The 25,928-nt window shown below is 43.5% G+C and carries 23 protein-coding genes; 15 read left to right on the top strand and 8 right to left on the bottom strand.

Going from position 1 to position 25,928, the window contains the following annotated elements; all coding sequences use genetic code 11:
- Positions 1-242: 242 nt before the first annotated feature.
- Entirely contained in the window at positions 243-986 is a 744-nt protein-coding gene (locus ACWPOD_RS09970) for a sporulation protein (RefSeq protein ID WP_005385491.1), read from the top strand.
- Positions 987-992: 6 nt separating this feature from the next.
- On the opposite strand, the gene ACWPOD_RS09965 is transcribed toward ACWPOD_RS09970, so the two are convergent.
- Entirely contained in the window at positions 993-1,970 is a 978-nt protein-coding gene (locus ACWPOD_RS09965; RefSeq protein WP_074191167.1) for a DUF3187 family protein, read from the bottom strand.
- A gap of 410 nt (positions 1,971-2,380) precedes the next feature.
- Between ACWPOD_RS09965 and thrS the strand changes: the two genes are divergently transcribed.
- The 12 genes from thrS to pheT all read left to right on the top strand — a co-directional run bounded on the left by thrS (position 2,381) and on the right by pheT (position 16,744).
- Complete coding sequence (gene thrS / locus ACWPOD_RS09960; protein WP_005395892.1) at positions 2,381-4,309, top strand: threonine--tRNA ligase; 1,929 nt, start codon at positions 2,381-2,383, stop codon at positions 4,307-4,309.
- Positions 4,310-4,312: 3 nt separating this feature from the next.
- A complete protein-coding gene (gene infC / locus ACWPOD_RS09955; protein WP_074191168.1) occupies positions 4,313-4,864 on the top strand; it encodes a translation initiation factor IF-3 in 552 nt (183 codons plus the stop codon).
- A 121-nt stretch (positions 4,865-4,985) separates the two neighbouring features.
- Positions 4,986-5,180: a 50S ribosomal protein L35 gene (gene rpmI, locus ACWPOD_RS09950; RefSeq protein WP_005377932.1), complete on the top strand. Its 195-nt coding sequence runs from the start codon at positions 4,986-4,988 to the stop codon at positions 5,178-5,180.
- 40 nt (positions 5,181-5,220) lie between these two features.
- On the top strand, positions 5,221-5,574 hold the full coding sequence (rplT, locus tag ACWPOD_RS09945) for a 50S ribosomal protein L20 (protein WP_004727974.1): 354 nt from the start codon (positions 5,221-5,223) through the stop codon (positions 5,572-5,574).
- 190 nt (positions 5,575-5,764) lie between these two features.
- Complete coding sequence (locus ACWPOD_RS09940; RefSeq protein WP_005377919.1) at positions 5,765-6,082, top strand: heavy metal-binding domain-containing protein; 318 nt, start codon at positions 5,765-5,767, stop codon at positions 6,080-6,082.
- A gap of 354 nt (positions 6,083-6,436) precedes the next feature.
- Positions 6,437-7,246: a helix-turn-helix domain-containing protein gene (locus ACWPOD_RS09935; protein ID WP_046874836.1), complete on the top strand. Its 810-nt coding sequence runs from the start codon at positions 6,437-6,439 to the stop codon at positions 7,244-7,246.
- Positions 7,247-7,734: 488 nt separating this feature from the next.
- Positions 7,735-8,523, top strand: coding sequence for a TetR/AcrR family transcriptional regulator (locus ACWPOD_RS09930; RefSeq protein WP_046874837.1), 789 nt, complete (start codon positions 7,735-7,737; stop codon positions 8,521-8,523).
- A 247-nt stretch (positions 8,524-8,770) separates the two neighbouring features.
- Complete coding sequence (locus ACWPOD_RS09925) at positions 8,771-11,149, top strand: efflux RND transporter permease subunit (RefSeq protein WP_145532219.1); 2,379 nt, start codon at positions 8,771-8,773, stop codon at positions 11,147-11,149.
- A gap of 18 nt (positions 11,150-11,167) precedes the next feature.
- Positions 11,168-11,959 (top strand): outer membrane lipoprotein-sorting protein, encoded by a 792-nt coding sequence (locus ACWPOD_RS09920; RefSeq protein WP_005395903.1) that lies wholly within the window; start codon positions 11,168-11,170, stop codon positions 11,957-11,959.
- Between the two features lie 10 nt (positions 11,960-11,969).
- Positions 11,970-13,145, top strand: a complete 1,176-nt coding sequence (locus ACWPOD_RS09915; RefSeq protein WP_301574985.1) for a hypothetical protein — start codon at positions 11,970-11,972, stop codon at positions 13,143-13,145.
- Between the two features lie 191 nt (positions 13,146-13,336).
- Positions 13,337-14,320, top strand: coding sequence for a phenylalanine--tRNA ligase subunit alpha (pheS, locus tag ACWPOD_RS09910; protein ID WP_005385470.1), 984 nt, complete (start codon positions 13,337-13,339; stop codon positions 14,318-14,320).
- An 18-nt stretch (positions 14,321-14,338) separates the two neighbouring features.
- Positions 14,339-16,744, top strand: coding sequence for a phenylalanine--tRNA ligase subunit beta (pheT, locus tag ACWPOD_RS09905; protein WP_456231851.1), 2,406 nt, complete (start codon positions 14,339-14,341; stop codon positions 16,742-16,744).
- 217 nt (positions 16,745-16,961) lie between these two features.
- On the opposite strand, the gene ACWPOD_RS09900 is transcribed toward pheT, so the two are convergent.
- Positions 16,962-17,843 (bottom strand): AEC family transporter, encoded by an 882-nt coding sequence (locus ACWPOD_RS09900; RefSeq protein WP_074191174.1) that lies wholly within the window; start codon positions 17,841-17,843, stop codon positions 16,962-16,964.
- 533 nt (positions 17,844-18,376) lie between these two features.
- On the opposite strand from ACWPOD_RS09900, the gene ihfA reads away from it, so the two are divergent.
- Positions 18,377-18,673, top strand: a complete 297-nt coding sequence (gene ihfA / locus ACWPOD_RS09895; protein WP_005377899.1) for an integration host factor subunit alpha — start codon at positions 18,377-18,379, stop codon at positions 18,671-18,673.
- A 123-nt stretch (positions 18,674-18,796) separates the two neighbouring features.
- On the opposite strand, the gene ACWPOD_RS09890 is transcribed toward ihfA, so the two are convergent.
- The gene (locus tag ACWPOD_RS09890; protein ID WP_006741655.1) at positions 18,797-19,576 is read right to left on the bottom strand and encodes a RelA/SpoT domain-containing protein; all 780 of its coding nucleotides are present in this window, start codon (positions 19,574-19,576) and stop codon (positions 18,797-18,799) included.
- Positions 19,577-19,892: 316 nt separating this feature from the next.
- Here ACWPOD_RS09890 and ACWPOD_RS09885 point away from each other — a divergent pair, with 316 nt between their 5' ends.
- Complete coding sequence (locus tag ACWPOD_RS09885) at positions 19,893-20,543, top strand: thiopurine S-methyltransferase (RefSeq protein WP_046874957.1); 651 nt, start codon at positions 19,893-19,895, stop codon at positions 20,541-20,543.
- 73 nt (positions 20,544-20,616) lie between these two features.
- Here ACWPOD_RS09885 and purT read toward each other — a convergent pair whose 3' ends face one another.
- The 5 genes from purT to sbcB all read right to left on the bottom strand — a co-directional run bounded on the left by purT (position 20,617) and on the right by sbcB (position 25,799).
- Complete coding sequence (gene purT / locus ACWPOD_RS09880) at positions 20,617-21,792, bottom strand: formate-dependent phosphoribosylglycinamide formyltransferase (RefSeq protein WP_006741653.1); 1,176 nt, start codon at positions 21,790-21,792, stop codon at positions 20,617-20,619.
- A 145-nt stretch (positions 21,793-21,937) separates the two neighbouring features.
- On the bottom strand, positions 21,938-22,825 hold the full coding sequence (gene cdd, locus ACWPOD_RS09875) for a cytidine deaminase (RefSeq protein ID WP_005397788.1): 888 nt from the start codon (positions 22,823-22,825) through the stop codon (positions 21,938-21,940).
- 443 nt (positions 22,826-23,268) lie between these two features.
- On the bottom strand, positions 23,269-23,946 hold the full coding sequence (locus ACWPOD_RS09870) for an LrgB family protein (RefSeq protein ID WP_005377888.1): 678 nt from the start codon (positions 23,944-23,946) through the stop codon (positions 23,269-23,271).
- Between the two features lies 1 nt (position 23,947).
- On the bottom strand, positions 23,948-24,322 hold the full coding sequence (locus tag ACWPOD_RS09865; RefSeq protein ID WP_456231850.1) for a CidA/LrgA family protein: 375 nt from the start codon (positions 24,320-24,322) through the stop codon (positions 23,948-23,950).
- A 55-nt stretch (positions 24,323-24,377) separates the two neighbouring features.
- Positions 24,378-25,799, bottom strand: coding sequence for an exodeoxyribonuclease I (gene sbcB, locus ACWPOD_RS09860; RefSeq protein WP_158173823.1), 1,422 nt, complete (start codon positions 25,797-25,799; stop codon positions 24,378-24,380).
- Between the last annotated feature and the right edge of the window lie 129 nt (positions 25,800-25,928).

Here is a 25,928-nt window from a genome sequence, read left to right as displayed (position 1 = left end):
TTCCCTTTTATTTGACTATACAAATACTGCTTAATTTAGGTACAAATTGCAAACATTTCTCGACGAATGCACCACTTAGTGACAGAACAATCCTATTGTGGGGCTGAATGATTCTTGCTGCTGAGCATTATTTGGATTGATGATGGAATTCGAACATTTTCTTGTGGTCTATTGCTTGCAGAGTATAAAACAATTGTGTAAACAAACGATTATTAGAAGAAAAGTCGCTAAAAAGGAAAAACATGTTTAAAAAATTGAAAGCATCACTGGGGATTGGTTCTGCAAAAGTAGATACGATTTTAGACGAAATGAGCGTGTTTCAAGGAGCGACGCTGAAAGGGCATGTTCATATCAAAGGCGGAGACGTCGAACAACAAATTGATGCTATTACGATTAAATTGAACACAGAGATGAAAGTCGAAGTGGATGATAGCGTAAGTTACCAAACGTTCACTATTGATCAGCTGAAGGCGGTAGACCCCTTTGTGATTCAACCTAATGAAGAGAAGCAGGTTCCGTTTGAGCTAAAACTGCATGATGAAACGCCAATTACTGCGGTTAGCGCACTTAAGAATCAATGCCATGTTTGGGTTGAAACGACGTTAGATATTGATTTTGCGATTGACCCGCGTGACCGTGACTATATTGAAGTGAAACCACTACCAGTAGCATCTCGGGTTATTCAAGCGATCGAGCAAGCTGGTTTCACTATGGTTAAAGCCGATGTTGAAAAAGGCTTTTTGCGCGGTGGCTCGTTTGCTTCTCGCTCTGGAATTTATCAAGAGCTAGAGTTCCGAAATAACGGCTTTATCTCATCAAAAGAAATTGAGCTTTCTTTTATTCTGGAAGGGCAGGTCATGCATTGTTTGGCAGAGATTGACCGTTCGCTCAGCTTGGCTGGTGACCAATATCGCTCGTTTACGTTACCGATCAATGCAACTGATGCTCAAGTCGCTGCCGCGGTTGCACCAACGCTAAATCTATAGTTCTCATCAACTTGATGAGAATATGTACCGATATCCTATTGTGAAAGCGATATCGGTACTGTTATCCATGTTTCGTGCGTTCTCAACGGCTAAAAACTCAAGCGCGGAGTTTTCCATGAGATATCGATAGCCTAATACCAGTTCATTAGAGGCATCAGCAAACTCTGCGGGTCCTTCTGTTGAGCCTTGATACCAATGGTATTCAAACATCAGGTGGTGGTTATCTTCCAATGCATAACGGTACCCAGCTGCAACGGCAATCGTATTATGCCGATAGGGTAGATCCAGCAAGGCGCGATCATCTGAGCGAAAAGTCATGCCAACCATCGAGTAAAATGCATGGGCGTCACTCAAATAACTGTAATTTATTTGGAAGCCTTGCTCGAAATTACTGCCTTGAAAAGTCCCGTGAGCAACATCATTAAAATATAAGCTGCCACCAATAGATAGGCCGTGATGTTCATTCTGAAACACTTGATATTGCAAATAAGTAGATAAGTTGTTGGCAAGCGTTTGTCCTTCGAAGTCGTCTTCTAGCACATCATATTGCGGCATTGAAATGTGAAAACGATCTCTGTCTACTTTGTCTCGGCCATTCTGTCCGATACCGAAAAGGTTATGGAAGCTTTTCGTCAGTCCATCTAAATGGTTATCAGCGGCAAAAACCCACCGATAATTGAGTTCCCATTGCCAACTGCTATTGATTTGCCACTTGCTGCCAATTTCGATTTGGTTGTGGTAATAATCCAGTGCGTATTCATCAGTATGAGCCCAAACACTAGCCACGGTTCCTGAGCCATAGGTTTCGACAAAGTCAGAGGGAAGGCTATGTCCTGAGCGCAGTATATTGGTATGGCTAACCACTTGCATCGGAGATTGTGCGTAAGAACGTAGCGGCCCATACAGGTCATCTGATGCCATGGCTGGTACACAGCATATCGAAATGCTTAGAAGCCCCATAAAGCGCGATTTGAAATAGATCATGATGAACACCTACATGCAAACTACTCAATAAAACAACTATATACCTAAATTGCACTTTGAGGTGGAACTAGGTGTGCAGGGTCCTGTGTTGGTTAATATGTATCAGGAACTATTATACCAGTTGTGTATTCAAGTTCTATTGGGAGGGGGTAACTCCGTTTACAAGTGATGTGAGCCCTTAAGAAGAATCATCAGATTGTCGCGGCGAGGCCTGAGGTTAAGTTCTTATGATAAAACAAAATCGCGCTTTGCAATCTAAATGTGAGCTAGGTACAATCCCATTTTCGATAACGGTCCGGTATTCGTGTTACCGAGAGGCCTTTATTGACTCTCAACTATTTTCAACAAATAGCTTCTAATTTGAATAACATGTGTTGCTTGGTGTGCAACACCACTGTAAAGGACATAGCATGCCTATTATTACTCTTCCTGACGGCAGTCAGCGTCAATTTGACAACCCAGTTTCTACTATGGAAGTTGCGCAATCGATCGGTCCTGGTCTTGCAAAAGCAACGATCGCTGGTCGTGTAAACGGTAACCGCGTTGATGCGTGTGACCTAATTGAAGAAGACGCAAGCCTTGAAATCATCACAGTAAAAGATGAAGTAGACGGTTTAGAAATCGTTCGTCACTCTTGTGCTCACCTTCTTGGTCACGCTCTTAAGCAGCTTTACCCACAAGCTAAAATGGCGATTGGTCCAACCATCGACAACGGCTTCTACTACGATATCGATCTAGATGAGTCTCTAACGCAAGAAGATCTTGAAAAGATTGAAAAGCGTATGAAAGAGCTAGCGAAAACCAAGTACGAAGTTGTTAAGAAAAAAGTAAGCTGGCAGGAAGCGCGTGATACGTTTGAATCACGTGGCGAACCATACAAAGTGGAAATCCTAGACGAAAACGTATCTCGTGATGATCGTCCAGGTCTTTACCACCATGAAGAATACATCGACATGTGTCGTGGTCCTCACGTTCCTAACATGAGCTTCTGTCAACACTTCACTCTATTGAATGTGGCAGGTGCTTACTGGCGTGGTAACAGCGACAATAAAATGCTTCAACGTATCTACGGTACGGCTTTCCACGATAAGAAAGCACTGAAAGCGCATCTAACTCGCCTAGAAGAAGCAGCGAAGCGTGACCACCGTAAGATTGGTAAGCAACTAGACCTATTCCACATGCAGCAAGAAGCACCGGGTATGGTGTTCTGGCATCACAATGGTTGGTCTATTTTCCGTGATCTGGAAGTATTCATCCGCGCTAAGCTAGATGAGTACGGTTACCAAGAAGTAAAAGGTCCGCTAATGATGGACCGTGTTCTTTGGGAACGCTCAGGTCACTGGGATAAATACGCTGATGCAATGTTCACAACTTCTTCTGAGAACCGTGAATACGCAATTAAGCCAATGAACTGTCCAGGTCACGTACAGATCTTCAACCAAGGTCTAAAATCGTACCGCGACCTACCGCTACGTATGGCAGAGTTCGGCTCATGTCACCGTAACGAACCATCTGGTGCACTGCACGGCATTATGCGTGTACGTGGCTTTACTCAGGATGATGCTCACATTTTCTGTACTGAGAGCCAAATCCAAGAAGAAGTAACAAACTGCATCAAGATGGTGTACGATACGTACCAAACATTTGGTTTCGACAACATCGTAGTGAAACTGTCTACTCGTCCAGAGAAACGTGTAGGTTCAGATGAAATCTGGGATCAATCTGAAGAAGCATTGAAGCAGTCTCTTGAATCGATGGATATCCCATACGAAATTCAAGAAGGTGAGGGTGCGTTCTACGGTCCTAAGATTGAATTCACACTATACGATTGTCTAGACCGCGCTTGGCAGTGTGGTACTGTCCAGCTAGACTTCAACCTACCAGGTCGCCTAGGCGCTACTTATGTAGGTGAAAATAACGAACGTCTTGTACCGGTAATGATTCACCGTGCGATTCTAGGTTCACTAGAGCGCTTCATTGGTATCCTTATCGAAGAATATGCTGGTTTCTTCCCAACTTGGTTGGCGCCAGAACAAGCAGTTCTTATGAACATTACTGATAAACAGTCAGGTTATGTTCAAGAAATAGTACAAAAACTACAAAAAAGTGGAATTAGAGCTAAAGCGGACTTGAGAAATGAGAAGATTGGCTTTAAAATCCGCGAACATACTTTGAAGCGTGTACCGTATATGCTTGTTGTTGGTGACCAAGAAATGGAAGCTGGCGAAATTGCAGTACGTACTCGTAAAGGTAAAGATCTTGGTAAATTTAAAGTGGATGATTTTATTGCATACATCCAAGACGAGATCTCTAGCCGTAAGCTCAATCTGGAGGAATAAGCTATTAAAGGCGGAAGACGTGGCCAACAGCCGGTAAAACAAAACCCGCACCGTATCAACGGTGAAATTCGTGGTATTCGTGAAGTTCGACTAACAGGCGCTGACGGTGAATCAGTTGGTGTTGTATCGATTCAAGAAGCCATTGCAGCTGCTGAAGAAGCTGGTATGGATCTCGTTGAGATCAGTCCTAACGCCGAGCCACCTGTTTGTCGTGTGATGGACTATGGTAAGTTCCTCTTCGAGAAGAGCAAAACTGCTAAAGAGCAGAAGAAGAAGCAAAAGCAGGTCCAGATCAAGGAAGTAAAATTCCGTCCTGGAACTGATATTGGAGACTATCAGGTAAAACTACGCAACCTGACGCGTTTCCTTGAAGAAGGCAACAAAGTGAAGGTAACAATTCGCTTCCGTGGCCGAGAAATGGCACACCAAGACATCGGTGTTGACGTTCTAAATCGTCTTAAGGAAGATACTGCAGAACTTGCTGTAGTTGAATCTTTCCCTAAGAAGATTGAAGGTCGCCAGATGATCATGGTGCTAGCCCCTAAAAAGAAGTAATTAACGGCTCATCAAGTAATTAAAACCTAGCCGCTTTCCTTTCGATAAAGGCATAACGGCTGGGTTTTGTTCGCCCTAATTACGTTGTTTATTAAACCTACTCAATGCGGAGTTATTCATCATGCCTAAGATGAAAACCAACAAAGGTGCTGCTAAGCGTTTTAAGAAAACTGCTGGTGGTATTAAGTACAAGCACGCTACAAAACGTCACATCCTGACTAAGCGTACTACTAAGAACAAGCGTCAACTACGTCCGAATGCAATCCTTCCAAAATGTGAAGTGGCTGCAGTAATCCGTATGTTGCCATACGCTTAATTCTTTTTAGTTATCAATCGTTTAGTTTAGGAGAAGCATAATGCCTCGCGTAAAACGTGGTGTACAAGCTCGTGCACGTCATAAGAAAGTTCTAAAACAAGCTAAAGGTTACTACGGTGCGCGTTCACGCGTTTACCGCGTAGCTTTCCAAGCAGTTACTAAAGCTGGTCAATACGCTTACCGTGACCGTCGCGCTAAGAAACGTCAATTCCGTCAACTATGGATTGCACGTATCAATGCGGCATCTCGTCAAAATGGTCTATCTTACAGCCGTTTCATCAACGGTCTTAAGAAAGCATCTATCGAGATCGACCGTAAGATCCTTGCGGACATCGCAGTATTCGACAAAGCTGCATTTGCAGTTCTAGTTGAAAAAGCGAAAGCTGCTCTTTAATTAGCAGTTTAGGATTAAGAGAAGGAGAGCATTAGCTCTCCTTTTTTATTGCTAAAATATATACCCAAATATTTTTCAGTTTTGCCATTCAGAATCTTGTCTATCAGTCTTCCCGATTTGATTAGTGATCGCTGCTCTGTTGGTAATAAAATGGCTTGGGTATATATTTTACGTTTATAAGGGACTAAAAATGATCTACACAACGACAGAAAGTATTCCGGGCAAGCAGATCTCTGAAATAAGAGGGGTTGTAACTGGTAATGTTGTTCAATCAAAACACATCGGCCGTGACCTCATGGCGGGTATCAAGAGCATTGTTGGCGGCGAAATTCGTGGTTACACGGAAATGATGACCGACGCGCGTGATATTGCTATACAGCGCATGGTAGCAGATGCTGAATCCAAAGGTGCAGATGCGATTGTAGGGATTCGATTTACCACGAGCTCAATCGTAGATGGTTCTTCGGAAATTTTGGCATTTGGTACTGCAGTGAAACTGGCGGACTAATATACGAGGAAAAGCGTTGCTAGGAATGGTGAATTTTTATTCATTTTTCGTTTTTTCTTTTTAGGTTAATTATTCTAGATTTTCGCAGACCGAATAGGCTTATATTCTTAACTTTACGTTACCATTAAAATTAATCCCAATAATTTAGAGTAATTGCTTCACTTTTGTTTTGTGTATCATTTTATATTCATAATGAAATTGAATTCATATTGAATTTTCCATTTATCTTGTGAATTTTGATTTCGATATATTAATTCATATTTTTCTTATAAAAATATGAACTTATACCTTGCCAAGCGGTTCTAAATTGTTACAAATACTATACAGCTGTAACATTGCCAAAAGGAATTGTAGATGAGAGATCTGACTCCCGAATACTTGCTAGCCGCATTACGCCAAGCGATCAAAACAAAAGGGCTAACATATCGAGAGCTATCTGAGAAAATGGGCATGCCGCTGTCCACTTTTAAGAGACACTTAACAAGCACAAATCTCGCTTTGGATAAACTGCTTGAATATTGTAGAGCTGTTGATTGCACGTTAGATGAGCTACAAAAGCTTGCGAATCAATTACAAGGTGAAGACGAGGATTACTTTAGCCGTACGCAAGATGAAGTCTTTTTTCAATTTCCCCATCTTTACGATTTTTATCGTGAATTGAGAATGCTGCGAGGCAAAGATGGATATTCCATTTTAAAGAAAAAGTATGATTTGTCTGAGCAGAGCATGTCTGATTACCTAAAAGCTTTGGAGTTATTGGATCTTGTTTACGTTGATGAAGATAAAAATATAACGTTGCACGGGCCGTTATATTACAGCTATGCAGAAAACTCCAAGCTCAATGATAAATATACGGAAATCATAAAAGAACAGACAACAACCCACGATAAATGCGTTCGTGTGGCGTTGGCACGCATGAAAATTACCGAAGAGCAGCTTTTGCAATTGGAAGATCAAGTCGCAAAAACGGTTATCGATTTTCATTCCCAAAATGTTGTGGCAGAGAACTTCAACGTCTCTGATTTTACTAATATTGTTCTACTTGCAGGGCCACATCAACCAGTCACATTCTCTGATGGAATTATCGAGACAGAAGGGCGATTTATTGACGATATTCGTTATGCCATTGCATCTGCAGGTGATAAACCAAGCCTCTCGATTTAGAAATTCAGTCTTTTACTTAAAGAGGATCGCTTTCTCACTATGTTATTGAGTTTTGCAGCTCTAATATTGAAAGGAAGCAGTAAAAGAAAAGCCCAAGACAGAGCACACTTTGTAAATAGAGCATCTATCAGTTGCTGTTTTGAATCCAAACTTTAAGTGTTTTGGGCTTTTTTGAATAACATCATTTCAATATCACTCGTTGTCCAATTTTTAAGGTTCTGATTTTTGGGGTTATGTCCCCGCACTCCACTCTAGCCTTTCCTTACAATCAAATCATTCTCGCCGAACCAAGCATCTTGATGTTACTTGGTTATATATAATTAAAGCTTATTTTTCGGTTAGCTATAAATTCACACTTGCAATGTTTGTTTTTTGATCTATTATGACGAAGTGTCATTTATGACGGTTCGTCAAATTTAGTGGCGTTCCTGTATTCAAGAATCGTGTTACAATTATTGGGAGTGTGTTGGTATACGGATCAAAGGATTATGTTTAACTTTCGCTGTAAAAAAGATAGCAAGCAAGACGGATGTAGTACGTCTTCAGGGCTAACTAAAAAACAACAGGCGATTGCTGATCGTGAAATAGAGCTTATTCAATTGGCTAAGTCTCTGGTTCAAGAGCAAGGCTTTGCCAACTTAACGATGGACAAGCTCACAGCAGCAAGCCCTTACTCGAAGGGAACGATCTACAATCATTTTTGCAGCAAAGAAGATGTGATTCTTGCGCTTTGTATTCACTCGCTGAGAAGCGAGGCAATATTTTTCGAACGTACCGCTAAGTTCAATGGCAATACCAGAGAAAAAATCATTGCTATGCATGTAGGTTATCGTATTTACGCTCGTATGGAGCCTGTACTATCAACCTGTGCGATTGTTGCAAAGACGCCTTGGGTCCTAGAGAAAGCTTCGCCTAAGCGTGTGAATGAATTGAACAACTTAGAAGAACAAGTAATAGATGGTGCTGATGCGTTGGTGAATAATGCGGTGGAATGTGGAGACCTTAAGTTCTCTCCCGCAATTGGTTCTGATGCCATCGTATTTGCTAACTGGTCTATTGCCTTCGGTTCAAACGCTCTAGCGCAAAATGCATCGAACAGTCGATGTATTCAGCGAATTCAAGATCCATTCTCAGTACTGCATAACGCGAATATGTTACTTGATGGTTTAGGGTGGTCACCTTTATCGACAGAGTGGGATTACCGTAAAACGTGGCGTCGAGTGGAACAGGAATTGTTCAGCGAAGAGCTTGCTTATTTAGAGTCTGTGAATCGCTAATCGTTATAGAGGCCATCTAATATTTTAGTTGGCTTTTTTATTACACCATTGTGACGAATCGTCAAAAAATTAGAAATTGGTACTCAAGTTACCGATCTCGAGAAGTATAGGAAGTTACTCAAAAACTAACTTATATAACCAAATAAATTCGATCTGATTTTTATATGTTGAAGTTATCTGGTTATCACAGCATTCGCTGTTTTTTTTAGTTTTTAAATTTGACGAAACGTCACAAAAGGAGAGTGTGATGCCACATCACAACGTTCAACAACAAGCCCGAATGAGCTGGGTCAAGCTACCAACGAATTACAGTGTGTTGGTTGTGCTTGCTACCGTTTTATTGATTGTTATAGCAACTATTGGAGGAAAAAATCTTTACTTTAGAGGGGATTACGACATATTTTTTGATGGAACAAATGAGCAGTTACTTGCGTTTGATGAAATTCAGACTACCTTTGCAAAATCTGACAGTCTTGCTTTGGTCATAGCGCCAAAAAGTGGCACTGTTTTTACTCCTAACACCTTATCTCTTATTCAGCAGATCACTGACGAGGCGTGGCAAGTCCCATACTCCACCCGTGTTGATTCCCTTGCCAACTACCAGCATACCGAAGCGTTTGAAGATGATCTTCTTGTCGAAGATTTACTGTATAGCGAATATGAATTGACGCCTCAGCGAATCGAGAAAGTCAAAAGTATTGCTTTGAGTGAGCCGGTTTTGAAAAGTTCACTGATTTCCGAAAAAGGGGATGTCACGGTCGTGAATATTACGGTCCAACTCCCTGAGGTCGATAAAACCGCTGAAGTACAAGAAGTGGTTGCCTACATAAACGGAATGATTGAGCGTTATCAGCAAGTGTACCCGGACACTGAGTTCCACAAAGCCGGTATTATTGCAATGAACTACGCGTTTATGACCGCAGCTCAAGATGACAGCGCGACGCTAGTGCCGACCATGCTACTAGTGATATTGGTTTTCCTGACTCTCATGTTGCGCTCATTGCTTAGCGTCATCGCGACACTCATCGTTATTATCGGCTCAGTTATGGTGACAATGGGATTATCAGGATGGGCTGGTATGTTCTTAAGCACGGCGACAGTTAATGTGCCTACCTTGGTGATGACGCTTGCCGTCGCCGACTGTGTACATATTATAGCGACGATGCGTCAGTCTATGCAAAACGGCTTTAGTAAAGCCCATTCTATTGAGCGAAGTATTGCGCTCAATTTCATGCCCATCCTGATTACCTCCATTACCACCGCGATCGGCTTTTTAATGATGAATATGTCGGATTCTCCAATCCTGAGAGATTTCGGCAACCTATCAGCCCTTGGCGTCATGATTGCTTGTTTCCTTTCCATCACATTACTTCCGGCGTTACTTCATATCCTTCCTGTTAGGGTGAAGTCAGACACTGCTGATGAAAGAAAGCACTTTATGGATCACTTAGGGGATTTCGTGGTGTCAAAGCGACATGCGTTATTGCCGTTGTCTGTGCTTGTTATTGTCGCGAGTGCGAGTTTGATTCCGCTGAACAAAGTCAACGATGAATCCGTCGAGTACTTTGGTCATAGCAATGAATTTCGTCGAGCGGCTGATTTTATGGAAGAGCGAATCAGTGGCATGGCGAACATCAGTATCGCGATAAAAACTAACGAATCGCAGGGTATTGCGGATCCTAATTTTCTCAATACCGTGGGTAAATTTACTGACTGGCTAAGGTTGCAGCCAGAAACGGACCATGTTGCGACCTTGAGCGATGTTTATAAGCGCTTAAACAAGAACATGCATGGAGATGATCAGGCTTATTACTCGCTCCCTCAAGACAGAGAATTAGCTGCTCAATATCTGCTGCTTTATGAAATGTCACTACCGTATGGCTTAGATTTGAACAACCAAATCAATGTTGATAAGTCGTCAATCAAGATGGTTCTCACCGTGGAGAACTTGGGCAGCGTCGAGCTTGTTGATTTGGAAAATCGTATTTACCAATGGTTTAACGAAAACGCGCCTCAGTATGATGTTGTTGCTTCTAGTCCATCACTGATGTTTGCGCATATTGGCGAAACGAATATGGCTAGCATGCTGTCAACCTTGCCTATCACTCTGGTCTTAATTTCGGCATTACTGATCTTTGCCTTACGCTCGTTCAAGCTCGGTTTAATCAGCCTGGTCCCGAATATCGCCCCTGCGCTTATTGGTTTTGGTATTTGGGCGCTGGTTTCTGGTGAAATTAATTTGGGGTTGTCTGTTGTTGTGACGTTGACGCTTGGCGTTGTGGTTGATGATGCCGTTCATTTTCTCTCTAAATACCAACACGCTCGTAAAGATGGCCATAGCGCGGAACAAGCGGTTCGTTACGCTTTTCGCACCGTGGGGCGCGCGCTTTGGATTACGACTGTCGTGCTTGTTGCTGGTTTCTCCGTTCTGGCGATGTCGAGCTTCCGCTTAAATGCCGATATGGGACAGTTGAGTGCCATTGTTATCTTCATTGCTCTTGTTGTGGATTTCATCTTTCTACCGACTCTACTGATGTTGTTTGACAAAGGCGTCTACGACGAGGTGGACCGCCGAAACAAGCTTAAATCAACTGACTCTCAAACCACGGCTGTTACTCAGTCATAACGAATCAAAGGATTGAACATGAATTTACTAAAAAATGCCTTAAAAGTATCTGCACTTTCTGTCTCGCTTTTTATGAGTCATGCGGTGTTAGCGGATGAAGCGAAAGGATTAGAAATTGCTCAAGAGCGCAAAGCCCGTGATGAAGGGTGGGGGGATTCTGTTGCTACCATGAAAATGATTCTGCGGAACGCACAAGGAGAAAGTAGCACACGTTTAATGCGCCTCCAATCACTCGAAGTTGAGGACGATGGTGACAAAGGACTCACAATATTTGATGAACCAAGAGATGTGAAAGGCACCGCGTTTCTCAACCACTCTCATACAGTGGGTGCCGATGACCAGTGGCTTTACCTTCCAGCACTGAAGCGTGTGAAACGTATTTCCTCGCGTAACAAATCAGGCCCTTTTATGGGCAGTGAATTTGCGTATGAGGATCTCAGTTCTTTTGAGATCGAAAAATATCGTTTCAATTACTTAAAAGATGACACCATAAATGGGCAAGATGTTTTCGTCATAGAGCAAATCCCGACCGACAAAAATTCAGGTTATACCAAGCAAACGGTGTGGTTAGATAAAGCGCATTATCGCCCCCTGAAAGTTGAGTTTTACGATCGCAAAGGGTCGTTGTTAAAAACGCTTTCTTTCTCAGATTACAAGCAGTACCTCAACCAATATTGGCGAGCGCACACCATGGCGATGACAAATCATCAAACAGGAAAAAGCACTGAGCTAACAACAAGTGAAATGCGCTTTAACACTGGGCTCGAAGACAATGATTTTCATAAGAATGTGTTAAAGCGAGTGAGGTAGTGGAGGAGAAATGAAGCGATCAAATGTTGGGTTGTTGCTTAGCGCAGCAACCTCTCTTTACTCGATGCCTCTTGCCGCCGTTGAGCTTGCAGGACAAGTCAATATTGAGCATCGTCAGTTTTTTGAAACGGGCTCTCAGGGTCAGAGAAAAGCGCAAACGTCATTGGTTTTGCAGCCAGAATTTTACTGGGAGATGCAAAATGGTGATGCGAGCTTTACCCTCACACCTTTCTATCGTTTGGATAGTCTAGACGATGAGCGAAGTCATGGAGACATAAGAGAGGCGCTTTATCTGACTTATTGGGATGATTATGAGCTTCGAGTTGGGATTAGTAAGGTCTTTTGGGGAGTGACGGAATCCGCCCATTTGGTTGATGTAGTAAACCAGACAGACGCCATTGAAGCCGTCGATGGTGAAGATAAGCTCGGTCAGCCGATGTTGCATTTTACCTCATTCAAAGATTGGGGCACCGTCCACGCAATGTTATTACCTTACTTTAGGGAACGAACGTTTGCGGGTACTGACGGTCGTTTACGAACCGAACCTGTTGTCTCAGATGATGCTATCTATGAATCAAGCAGAGAAGAAAAGCAGGTAGATGTGGCTTTTCGATATTCGAAAATGCTTGGCGATTGGGACGTAGGCCTGAGCTATTTATATGGAACAAACCGGGATCCTTACTTTCGTTTTGAGTACGGGGAATTAAAGCCTTACTACGCTCTGATGAGTCATGTCGGTCTCGATGTACAAGGAATCGTTGGCGATTGGTTATGGAAACTGGAAAGTGTTTATCGAGATAGTGCTGATAATCATGTTGGTCTTGTGATGGGATTTGAGTACACCTTCGTTGGCGCATTTGACACGGTTTGGGATGTGGGTGTGATTGGTGAGTACCTCTACGACAGTCGTGGGAATAACGCACAAACTATCGGTCAAAATGATGTGTTTGCTGGCATTCGTTGGGCGCTCAACGACGAGGACGGAACGGAAGTGTTGACTGGAATCACAAAGGATTTAGATAACGCCGATGTTTACAATGCCAAGTTAGAAGCCTCGAGCCGAATATCGAATAACTTTAAGTGGCAAATTGATGCTTGGTTGTTCAAAAATGAAACGCCAAACGATTTGCTCTATTTCGCCCGAGATGACGATTTTATCGAGCTATCTATTCAATACTATTTCTAAAACAAAAGGGCACAACTTAACGTCAGATTAATGAAAGATGACATTTTTGACGTTTTTGTGCTCTTTTTATTCAATAACCTCTTCTTTTCGTAATTCAATTTGGCATTGGTGCCCGGTTTGGCTACTATGTACAGCTATCAAAAAACCAATCACTCCCTTATGGACACTACCAACAGGTAGATGAGGAAACGATGCAACATCTAGAAGAGATCATTGCTAGCGCGAGCACTGCAATTGAAGCTGCCGAATCGCTAGTCGCACTTGATGAAGTGCGTGTTCAGTATCTGGGTAAAAAAGGTGAGCTAACTGCTCAACTTCAAAGCCTAGGCAAACTACCACCAGAAGAACGCCGTGAAGCTGGTCAAGAGATCAACAAAGCGAAAGGCGTCGTTCAGCAAGCTATCGCAGCTCGTAAAGACGCACTACAACGTGCAGAGCTTGAAGCGAAACTAGCCGCTGAAACAATTGACGTGACATTACCAGGTCGTCGTATTGAGAACGGTGGTTTACACCCAGTAACTCGTACTGTAGAGCGTATTGAGAAGTTCTTTGGCGAACTTGGTTTTAACACCGAAGCTGGCCCAGAGATCGAAGATGCATTCCACAACTTTGATGCGCTAAATATTGCCGCTGACCACCCTGCTCGTACTGATCACGATACTTTCTTCTTCAACCCAGATTTAATGCTTCGTACTCACACGTCAGGCGTACAGATCCGTACGATGGAAAATGGCAAACCACCATTCCGTTTCATCGCACCAGGCCGTGTATACCGTAACGACTACGACCAAACACACACGCCAATGTTCCACCAGGTGGAAGGCATGCTGGTTGATGAGAACGTAAATTTTGCACAGTTGAAAGGCATCCTGCACGATTTCCTATGTAACTTCTTCGAAGAAGAAGTAGAAGTACGTTTCCGTCCATCTTACTTCCCATTCACTGAACCTTCAGCTGAAGTAGACGTGAAAGGCAAAAACGGTAAATGGTTAGAAGTACTAGGCTGCGGTATGGTTCACCCGAACGTACTACGTAGTGTAGGCATCGATCCTGAAAAATACTCTGGTTTCGCATTCGGTATGGGTGTTGAGCGTCTAACGATGCTTCGTTACGGCGTGAACGATCTACGTGCGTTCTTCGAAAACGATCTTCGTTTCCTAAAACAGTTCAAGTAATCCAGAGGGTTCATCAACATGAAATTCAGCGAATCATGGCTTCGTGAGTGGGTAAACCCAGCGGTTACTACTGACGAACTCACTCATCAAATTACAATGGCCGGCCTAGAGGTAGACGACGTTCTTCCTGTAGCGGGTTCTTTCACTGGCGTTAAAGTGGGTCACGTTGTTGAATGTGGTCAACACCCAGACGCAGACAAACTTCGCGTTACTAAAGTAGATGTAGGCGAAGAAGAGCTTCTAGACATCGTTTGTGGTGCACCTAACTGTCGCCAAGGTCTGAAAGTAGCGGTAGCAACAGTTGGTGCTGTTCTTCCAGGCGATTTCAAAATCAAAAAAGCGAAACTACGTGGCCAGCCATCTCACGGCATGCTTTGTTCGTTCACTGAACTAGGCATTGATGTTGAGTCAGACGGCATCATGGAACTAGCAGAAGACGCAGTAATCGGTACTGATTTCCGTGAATTCCTAGGTCTAGATGACGTAACGGTAGACGTAGATCTAACAGCAAACCGCGCTGACTGTTTCAGCATTCGTGGTCTAGCTCGTGAAGTTGGCGTACTAAACCGTGCTGACGTGACTGAGCCATCAGTAGAAGCAGTTGCCCCTTCAATCGACGATAAAGTGTCTATTGAAGTGAAAGCTCCTGCTGCGTGTCCTCGTTACCTAGGTCGTGTAGTTAAGAACGTAAACGTTCAAGCTGAAACACCACTATGGATGCAAGAGAAACTGCGTCGTTGTGGTATTCGCTCGATCGACCCTGTAGTAGACATCACTAACTACGTGCTTCTAGAGCAAGGCCAACCAATGCACGCATTCGATCTAGCGAAGATCGACGGCGGCATCGTAGTTCGTATGGCTGAGCAAGGTGAGAAGCTAACACTTCTTGACGGCAGCGAAGCAGAACTAAACGCAGATACACTAGTAGTAGCAGACCACAACAAAGCACTTGCAATCGCAGGTATCTTTGGTGGTGAAGAGTCTGGTGTAACAACTGAGACTAAAGACGTTCTACTAGAGTGTGCATTCTTTGCACCTGACCATATCCGCGGTCGCGCTCGTAGCTATGGTCTTCACACTGATTCTTCAATGCGTTTCGAGCGTGGTGTGGATTACGCACTACAAGTGAGCGCAATGGAGCGTGCAACTCAGCTTCTTGTTGAAATCTGTGGCGGTGAAGTAGCACCTGTTGTTGCAGTAGAGTCTGAAGCAGACCTACCTAAGCCAAACAAAGTTGCTCTACGTCGCACTAAACTAGACAACCTACTAGGTCACCACATCGCTGATGCTGACGTAGTAGAAATCCTAGAGCGTCTAGGTTTGACTGTTGAAGCTTCTGAAGAAGGTTGGTTGGCAGTAGCGCCAACATGGCGTTTCGATATCGCTATAGAGCAAGATCTGATTGAAGAAGTTGGCCGTATTTACGGTTACGACAACATTCCTAACCAACACCCAGCCGCAGCACTTAAGATGCACAACCACGTTGAAGCGGATCTTCCACTGAAACGCGTTCGTGATCTTCTTGTTGACCGTGGTTACCACGAAGCAATTACATACAGCTTCGTTGAGCCTGAGCAACAAAAGCTAGTTGTACCTGGTGTTGAGCCTCTAGTGCTTCCAAACCCAATTTCAGCAGACATGTCAGCAATGCGTCTTGGTCTTATCCAAGGGCTGCTGAACACGGTTGTTCACAACCAGAAACGTCAACAGCCACGCGTTCGTCTATTCGAATACGGCCTACGTTTCATCCCATGTGAATCTGCAGAAAACGGCATGCGCCAAGAGCCTATGCTTGCAGGTGTTATTGCTGGTACTCGTGGTGAAGAGCACTGGGATATCGAAACTAACACCGTTGATTTCTTCGACCTTAAGGGCGATCTAGAAGCAGTTCTAGAACTGTCTGCTAACGAAAAAGCGTACTCTTTCGCTGCACTGTCACCTGAAAGCAAAAAAGCTAACCCAGCACTTCACCCAGGTCAATCTGCGGCAATCATCGTAGATGGTAAAGAAGTGGGGGTGATCGGTACCGTTCACCCTGAGCTTGAGCGTAAGTTCGGTCTAAACGGTCGTACTATCGTATTCGAAATCGAATGGTCTGCAATCAACAGTAAAGTGATCCCAGAAGCTGTTCAGCTTTCTAAATTCCCATCAAACCGTCGTGACATCGCAGTAGTTGTGGACGAAGCGGTAGCATCTGGTGACATCGTTAATGCTTGTTTAGAGCAAGGTGGCGAGTTCCTTAAAGATGCGAAGCTGTTCGACGTGTACGTAGGTAAAGGCGTTGAAGACGGTAAGAAGAGCCTAGCAATCGCTTTGACTCTACAATCAGTTGAGCGCACGCTTGAAGATGCAGACATCGCAGGTGCGGTAGACGCTATCGTTGCTCACGTTTCTGAGAAGTTTGGTGCTGCTCTACGTGACTAAGCGTTAGACGAACTATCTCTCTTAAGAAACTAAAAACCCTGTCAAATCGGCAGGGTTTTTTTATGTTGAGCATTATCTTATTGTGATTCACGTACTAGGCCGTTTACGTCACCTGCTACAACCTCAAAAATCTGGACCAAACTTGAGGTAACGCTTAATCGAGATTTGGCATATATCGTTTTTCAGCCAACAGACGCTAACGTTAGCTTATTGGCAGCTAGGCAGCGAGTGAGAGGGTATAGCTAAGCAGAAGTGGCAGCGTAAGAATACTGAAAAAGTTGCCAAATAGTACCATTGACGCCACTTTCATGGGCTCTATATTCAGCCTTTCCGCAAATAGGTAATTCATGACGGCTGGTGGCAGCATTGTGAAGAGTACCATCATTTGCAATTGCATCGTTGGAAGGGGAATTAACCAATAAATAAGTGCAAATGCAACCGCCCCAGTTGCAAGCGACTGCACGGTACACAATACACCAACCTTTAAACCGTCCACTCTTAAATGACACATTTGCGCCCCCAGGGATAAAAGCATCACGGGTACTGCCGCTTGGCCAAGTAGAGCAGTCGCTTCGTATAAAGGTGCCCATACACCCACATTTGACACGTTGAGAAACAGAGCCAACGACGCAGCTAAAAAGATTGGCATCTTGACTATTTGCTTAAAAGGGTTGCCATTACTAAGTAGCATTACACCTAAACTAATGTGCAAGCATGCTGACACGACAAATAGCAGTACTGCTGAGGATAGCGCAATTTCTCCAAACGTATAGGTAAACAAAGGAATAGCAAGGTTTCCGCTATTGCGAAACATATGTGGTGGTGCCCAGGTTTTAAACGACAGTGACGTCAATCGACATACTGGGATCATGAGTAGTGCGGGAACCAAAACCGCGACAATTGCTGCAAAAAGGAGTGGTCCCTGATTCGAGTCTAACGGCATGTTAACGAGCGAAGAAAACACCAGCGCAGGTGTGAAAACCTCAATGTTAATGCGGTTGATTGGACGAAAGTCAGGCTTGATGTAACGACCTACCAAATAGCCGACGCCGACAAGAGCAAAAACAGGGAAAAGAATATTTATGATTTGATTAATCATGGTCGCCTAGATGAAGTGTAAGGAGCTAATGTGGAGATACACGAAGAACCACATTATCAACCTTTATATATTGCGTCATCGCTGAACAGTGAGAAGCGTGGGTTTAATCAAGCTTTCTAAGCACAGTTGCAAAGCCAGGTGGTCATACCATTTAGTTCAATTGTTACGTATCGAGTTACATACAAATCACTGAATTTACGACAAGTTCTATGTCAAGTGTCTGTTAAATAACCAATCTCTGATATTTTTATTAAATAGTGATTAATGTTGATATTTAAACTACTTTTAGTTTTATCAGCTGGATGTTTTTCCTATTAAAGAGAAAACAAAAACAAAAATATCAAAATGTTGGCGTTTAACAATAATTTACATAGTGCTATTCCTTTTGTTCGCCAAGAAAAAAGTTGGCGAAAATCATAAGCTTGTCATACACTTCCTGATGTAACCCCGATATGTTGTTGAATTGGTAGGGTAAAACTGCTCTGGCGCTACACTAACGTAGCATTGTTTAACATAGCTTTGAGGAAAGTTTTATGGCGCTCACAAAAGCCGAACTGGCAGAAAACCTGTTTGATAAATTAGGATTTAGTAAGCGGGACGCCAAGGAAACGGTGGAAGTGTTCTTTGAAGAGATTCGTAAGGCACTGGAAAGTGGCGAACAGGTAAAACTGTCAGGTTTTGGTAACTTTGATCTTCGTGACAAGAATGAACGACCTGGTCGTAACCCGAAAACCGGTGAAGATATTCCAATTACTGCTCGACGTGTAGTGACTTTTCGCCCGGGTCAGAAGTTAAAAGCTCGTGTAGAAAACCTGAAGAAAGTACAGTAAGCCGAATAAATGGATCACGCTAAGGCGTGGTCTTTTTTTTGCGTAAAACTTGTGTCGCATATAAACGAAAACCACCGCAATGCGGTGGTTTTTCTGTTTTTGAGTATATCTTAATGATATGGGTTACGCTGCTTCTAGGTGCGTTGTTAAGTATGGTTGCCATGCTTGTTGGTACAAGTTTTTAGACTGTGCACGCATGTTGCGAATAGAAGCGAGTTCTAGTTCGCTTAGTTCGCGTTTCTCCATCATCGCTTGGCGTTCTAGTTTCTGGATTTTTTCGTATAGGTCGTGTTCAGGACCGCTTTTCACATCTGCGATGGCTTTTAAGTGCAGTTGAACTTCGGCAACTAGATTTGTCTTTGGTAAACGAACGAGTAAGTTCAAGTCTCTATAGCCTGAAGGACCAGGTTTTTTGAAGCGATTTTTTACTTTAACAATTGTTGTTTCACGCTCTAAGGTTTCATAAATGGAGACTAAGCTCGCGACGTCTTCAGCAACAATCGTGGCACGGGCTAGGTCAGTAATGCGTTCGACTTTTCCATCTAACTCCAAAGCTATTTTTTCTTCTGCTCGTTGTTTGGACTTTACGCCTGCGAAGTATGGCTGAGCATCATTAAGAAGTGCGGTACTTTTACAGATAGTTTCAAGCTCAAATTGTGCTTGGTGAGCTTTGCTGTAAAGAATGTCGAAGTCAGTGTATGGCTGAGTTGGAGTTGCGTCGATTGACTGAATACCATACAAGCCGCTAAGGCTATGTTTAAAGAGTTTCGAACAAACTTCGTTTTGACTTGTTGAACGATTTTGATCGCCACTCGGCGCTGGGGTAATTGGAAGTGCGGCAAATGCCGGTGCACGGCTAAGTACCAAAAGCATCAATGCTGTAGTACGAAGAAATAAGCTCATTCACTCTCCTTAACTTGCTTGTACTTAGAAAATAGGGAACATAAAGGTCGCTAAGTTCGGCAAATCAGGTACTAACTTATTAATGGGGTCATTACGAAAGATTCCAAGGTTTCAGTTTTGTCTTGAAGTGGAATCGTGCGTTAGATCACCATTTCTCTTTTCTTTATTCTGTTTATCAGATAAAGGCGTGGTTCCTATAAGAACGTTTACATCCTATCACCGCTGTATTAACCAAAGATGAACGGCATAGACAAATTGAAAAAAATCGTTAGTCTTACTTCTCAAAATGAAAATCAGCCGACAAGTAGAAAGTAAAATGAGAGACCAAGAGTTTTGGCATAATAAATGGGCCAGTAATCAAATCGGATTTCACTTGGAAGATGTAAACCCGCTATTACCTGCATATTGGCAACACACAAACCCAAAGCGTGAAGACAAAGTGTTAGTGCCTTTGTGTGGAAAGTCAGAAGACTTGATTTGGTTAGCGATGAAGCATGATTCAGTTGAAGGTGTTGAGCTGAGCCATATCGCTGTTCGTGCCTTTTTTGCTGAACATTTTTATACGCCAACCGTGACGCCTGTTAATGGTATGCACGAGCTTTATCAATTTGATGAGCTCTCTATTTATACTGGGGACTTTTTCACTGCACCAGTATCTCAAGCCGATATCATTTATGATCGCGCCGCGTTGGTTGCTTTACCGCAAGATATGCGAGAGGAGTATGTAGAGCGTCTCAAGCAACTTTTGAATCCAGGCGGTCGTATTTTGCTTGTTACACTCAACTATCCTCAAGAAGAGATGGCGGGGCCTCCATTTAGCGTGCCAGTTGAAGAGATTGAGCAGTTATTTTCAGGTTACAAAGTTACCTGTTTGAACGTAGATGAAGCTGATGAAAACCATCCTAAAATTGCGAAAAAAGGCTTAAGTCGCTTCTCTGAAGAAGTGTACTTAATCGAGAGTGAATAGGTTTTCCTCGGTTTGGAAAACGAAATAGCGCAGCAATTTGAGCTGCGCTATTTTTTGTAGGAGCGGAGCTCGTTTAATATGTGATATTCACTTTTGATGCACTTTCAACAGCATCTTGAACGGCTTCTTCGGTGGTTTTTCGTCGCGTAAGGACAACACCTAAACGACGGCGACCATCGATTTCTGGCTTGCCGAATAGACGAACTTGCGTTTGAGGTTGAGCTAAGGCTTTGGTTAGGTTGTCAAAGCGAATGTTTGTGGAAGTCCCTTGACCAAGAATAACGGCCGACGCAGATGGGCCATATTGTACGATATTATTAATCGGCATTCCGGTAAATGCACGTACGTGGAGAGCAAACTCTGACATTTCCTGAGAAATCATAGTGACCATGCCTGTATCGTGTGGGCGAGGAGAGACCTCATTGAAAATGACCTTATCGCCTTTAACAAATAACTCTACACCAAAGATGCCGTAGCCACCGAGTGCGTTGACTACTTTCTCTGCCGTGTATTCTGCTGCTTTTACTGCGTTTTCTGACATGGCTTGCGGTTGCCATGATTCGCGGTAGTCGCCATCTTCCTGACGATGGCCAATTGGAGCACAGAAGTGAACACCGTCAACGGCTCTGACGGTCAATAAAGTGATTTCGTAATCGAAGTCGATAAAACCTTCCACGATCACGCGACCTGCCCCCGTACGTCCGCCTTCCTGTGCGTAATCCCATGCTTTTGCTACGTCGTCTTCGGTCTTGATGACACTTTGCCCTTTACCTGAAGAACTCATAACTGGCTTTACTACGCACGGGATGCCTACATGCTCAACCGCGGCTTTGAAGTCTTCAAAAGTATCTGCAAAACGATAAGGTGATGTCGTCAGTTCTAGTTCTTCTGCAGCCAAACGTCGGATACCTTCACGATTCATTGTTAGCTTGGTTGCCTTAGCGGTTGGAACAACATTCAGCCCTTTTTCTTCAAGCTCTACCAGTTTGTCGGTTGCGATAGCTTCGATTTCAGGTACGACGTAAGTAGGTTGTTCCTTTGTAATAACTTCTTCTAAGGCGCTTCCATCTAACATATCGATGACGTAACTACGGTGAGCAACTTGCATCGCTGGAGCATTAGCATAGCGATCACAAGCAATCACTTCTAAACCAAGTCTCTGACATTCAATTGCGACTTCTTTACCGAGTTCGCCAGAGCCTAAAAGTAATACACGGGTAGCATTTGCGCTGGTTGCAGTGCCAAACATAGTGTTCCCTTACAAAATAGAGTGGTGAGACAGAAATTGCAGGAGATCATACTGAAGTTTTATGACAAAGCAAACGTTTGCTTTTGGTTTTTAGGCAATAAAAAAGCTCTACATGCCGTAGAGCTTTTTATACTGAAGTTGTCGCTTATACGTTGACAAAACTAAGTGGAATATCTGGATTCAACGCTTCTAACGTTGATTGCGTATCAGCCAAATGACTGATCTTGCCTTCTGAGTTTTCTACCAGAGCAGCGGCTTTGATATTGTCGAAAGTTTCACCCGCAAGTAGTACTTGGATCAGCGCAACTTGTAACGGCGGCAAGCTAGGGTTAAACGCCGCATTTTCCGCATAAGCCCCTTGGAATACACGGCCGCTAGCCATTTCTAATGCTAAGCCACTCAGGTTGTTAGTATATGGTGAGTGGCTCATGTTCATCGCTTCAACAGCGCTTTGAATTAGAGTGTCTTCATCATCGCATGAGAACTGATGCTTTACTTCTGCCATTAAGCCGGATTCGATACCGAGATCGTTTGGTCCAAAGGCTTCAGGTAGGTATTCATGCAGCGACTTTTCTTCGCGTTCTGGGAGCTGAATTTTAAGCTCGTTTGCGGTAGATAACTCGTTCATGAACTGACGGCAGTGACCACATGGGCTGAAGTTAATAGTGATATCTTTAATACCACGTTCACCTTTCATCCAAGCGTGGCTAATTGCAGACTGCTCAGCGTGAACTGTTTGACCTAACTGAACACCAAAGAATTCCATGTTGGCACCGAAGTAAAGGCGACCTGAGAGACCACGAACGATAGCACCGACATAAAATTCAGAAAGAGGAGCATAGGAATATGCTGCGGCAAAAGGAAGTAGAGCAACACGAAGCTCTTTATCTGATAGACCGGTAGCTGAAAGCAACTGCTCAAACTGTTGAACTGAAAGCGTAGCATCAAAATCATCAGCTTGGATGATAGGAGCAAGTTGTTTGGAAAGTGCTTCTGGAGCGCCTGCTAGCGCCTGTTCAATGCGACTTTTCATGTTGAATCCTTGTTATTGCATGGACAGTTATTCTATGTGAAGGATAGAAATGTTCCGTGCGTTAGATCACGATAAATAATGCAATTGATAATTCTGTTACATAATTAGAGTGAGCTCACACATGTATTCGATTGCACTGACGTGAAGCGTTATCTCCGTCTCACAATTAACCATATCAGTATATATTCATATAACCAAGACGCTGGGATATGTTAATTACGATGCCTACATGTCCACACAACGTTATTCCTAGATATCTAAGCAACGTTGAGTCAGTAATATTGCACTGAATGTTGAAGTTATTAGTGTGTATCTCGTCAGAGTGCCTTAACGATATTACTAGAACGGGTTGTTAGATGAGGTAATACAGAGTTTTGGAAGGGATAAGGAAGAAACGGGAAGGCCACGGCCTGCCGGAAGGAGGGCAGACCGAGAGCGCTTAACTATTGATATAGCCAGACAGCCAAAGCAAAAAAGCTTGGAGCCAAAATAGAAGTGATGATGCCGCATAAAACCAATGCGAGTGATGAGAACGCGGCATCAATGGGCTGTTTCTCTGCACATGTCGCGGTGCCTAAGGCATGAGACACGGTACCCATTGTTAGGCCACGTGCAATCGGGTGTTTAATTCCAATTAAGTTGTAAATTGGGTATGCCAAAATCGCGCCCAATAAACCAACAATCAGAACCAAGATCGCCGCAACGGCAGCTTCACCACCGAGGTGACTCGAAATTTCCATTGCTATTGGCGTAGTGACGGATTTACCCACTAGACTTGCGATTAAACTGATATCCGCTTTGAAAGCGACTGCGATCAAGGTGGTTGTCATCATCGACATCACACTGCCTACTGTGCAAGCAAAAGTGATGATTCGCCAGTTTGCTTTAATTTGTGGTAGTTGTTCATATAACGGGTAAGCCAGAGCAACTACGGCTGGTTGAAGTAAAAAACTGATCCCTTCGTTATCCGCATAATACGTTTCAAACGGTACATTTAAGTAAGTAAGCAAAGGAATGAGCACTGCAATACTGATCAGCAAAGGATTTGCTAGAGGATTATTCACTTTGATTGCGATTTGGCGCGCGACAAGAAAAACCGCAATGGTAACAACTAACCACATATCAGTGCTTCTCCTTTAGCAAGTAGTCCAGCAGCCAAGCGAGGCTGACTAGTACAATGAGTGAGCCTCCAACTGCGCTAGCAATGATAGGGAGGGCATTAGCGAGTAGCATATCGAAATGTTGCATTAATCCCACGCTAATAGGAACGAACAACAAAATCATGTAGCGGATTAATAGCGTGGCGCCCGGTTTGACCCAATCGACCTTTACAAGCCCAAGAGTCATAGAGAAAAACAGTACGAGCATACCGATGACACTTCCTGGGACGGAAACGCCAGTGAACTTTTGAATGGTAATTCCGATGCCAAGTGCCCCCATGATGAGGAAGATTGAAATGAGCAGTTGGATCAGTTGTAAGAATCGTTCTTTAATCATTTTGACAGTATATAAACAACAAGCACACCATAAGGTGCGCTTGTATTAGGAGGAGTTAAGAAGCTAAGCTCTCTACATAACGGTACACGGATTTTAATATCGCAATCTTCTTTTCGTCACTTTCATGTTCGTGAACTAAGTTTTCTAAATTCAGCATGTACTCTTCAATTTGGCTTTCAAACACTTCTCGACAGTGTAATGCCCAGCGTCTCTGTTCTTGCTCGTCTAATGTGCCTGGGAAGTTACGCGCACGATAGCGGAACAATAGAGGTTTAATGCGCTTGTCATCAAATTCAATGTCCAATGCGGCAAGATTGTTCGGGTCGGTTTCTCGAATGATATCCATGGCTGCGCGATCGGCCGGAGAGAAGAATCCGTCGTAAAGTTGCGTATCGACGTCATCACTTTTATCGAATTTACGCTCGACTGAAAAGAGGCTAATCAGCTTTTCTCTAATTTCAGGATGTTGGCGCAACAAAGCGAGATTAGCGAGACATTGCTGGCGATCAATGCCAATAGACTCCGCATTTTCAGCCGTTAACGTTTTTGCAGGGGCGAGAATAGGGCATTTGTTCAAATGAACTAGTTTAACTGGCACTGGTAGCAATTCACCAAGATCTTCGCGCTTAGTGTAGAGTCTTTCGTGCAGCTCTTCTGCGGATAGCTCAAGAATAGGTTGAGGGTCTTTCGCTAAATCGATGGTGATAACGGCGTTATTATTGGTTGGATGCCAAGCAACAGGCACAATCCAGCTAGTGTACTGACATTCGCGCCCTAGCATGCCTGAAACGTGCATCAACGGTGTCATGTTGACGATGTCGACTAAATCATTGAGCTTGCGCTTTTGGCGCATAGAAAAAAAGTAATCAAACAATTTTGGTTGCGCTGCTTTTACTTTCTTTGCCATTTCGATAGTCGCAATCACATCTGCCATGGCATCGTGCGCGTTACTATGTTCTATGCCGTTAGCCACAGACAAGTGTTCTAATTTAAAGCTAGTGAAGCCATCTTCGTTTTCTGGCCATTCTACGCCTTCTGGGCGAAGGGCATGGCACGCGCGTAGTACATCGAGTAAATCCCAACGTGAGTTACCGTTTTGCCAACTCCATGCGTATGGATCGATAAAGTTGCGATAACAAGTATAACGGGTCACTTCGTCATCAAAGCGAATGCTGTTGTAGCCTAAACTGGTGGTATTTGGTCTCGCGAGTTCAGTGTGAATCTTAGCGATAAACTCAGGCTCAGAAAGGCCTTCTTGAACCGTTTTTTGCGGAGTAATACCAGTAATAAGTGCAGCTTCAGGAGACGGAAGATAATCAGCAGGTGGCTGGCAGTACATGACTAAAGGTTCGCCGATGATATTGAAGTTTTCATCTGTGCGGACACCAGCGAACTGGCTTGGGCGATCTTTCGCGGGGTTTGTTCCCCATGTCTCATAATCAAAGAAGAAAAAAGTGGGCTGATTATCTTGGTGCATTCTGCTTACCGTTTACAAAACCGATGACAGTATTAGACCATTCAACGCCTTGACTAGCAACGAAAGATGCAAGTTGAATTTTTGAAAATGAAAAAGCCGATGGCGAACCATCGGCTTGATATTTTACGT

This window comes from Vibrio sp. JZG120 (genome assembly GCF_053890955.1).
This window is presented reverse-complemented; position numbering and strand designations above follow the sequence as displayed.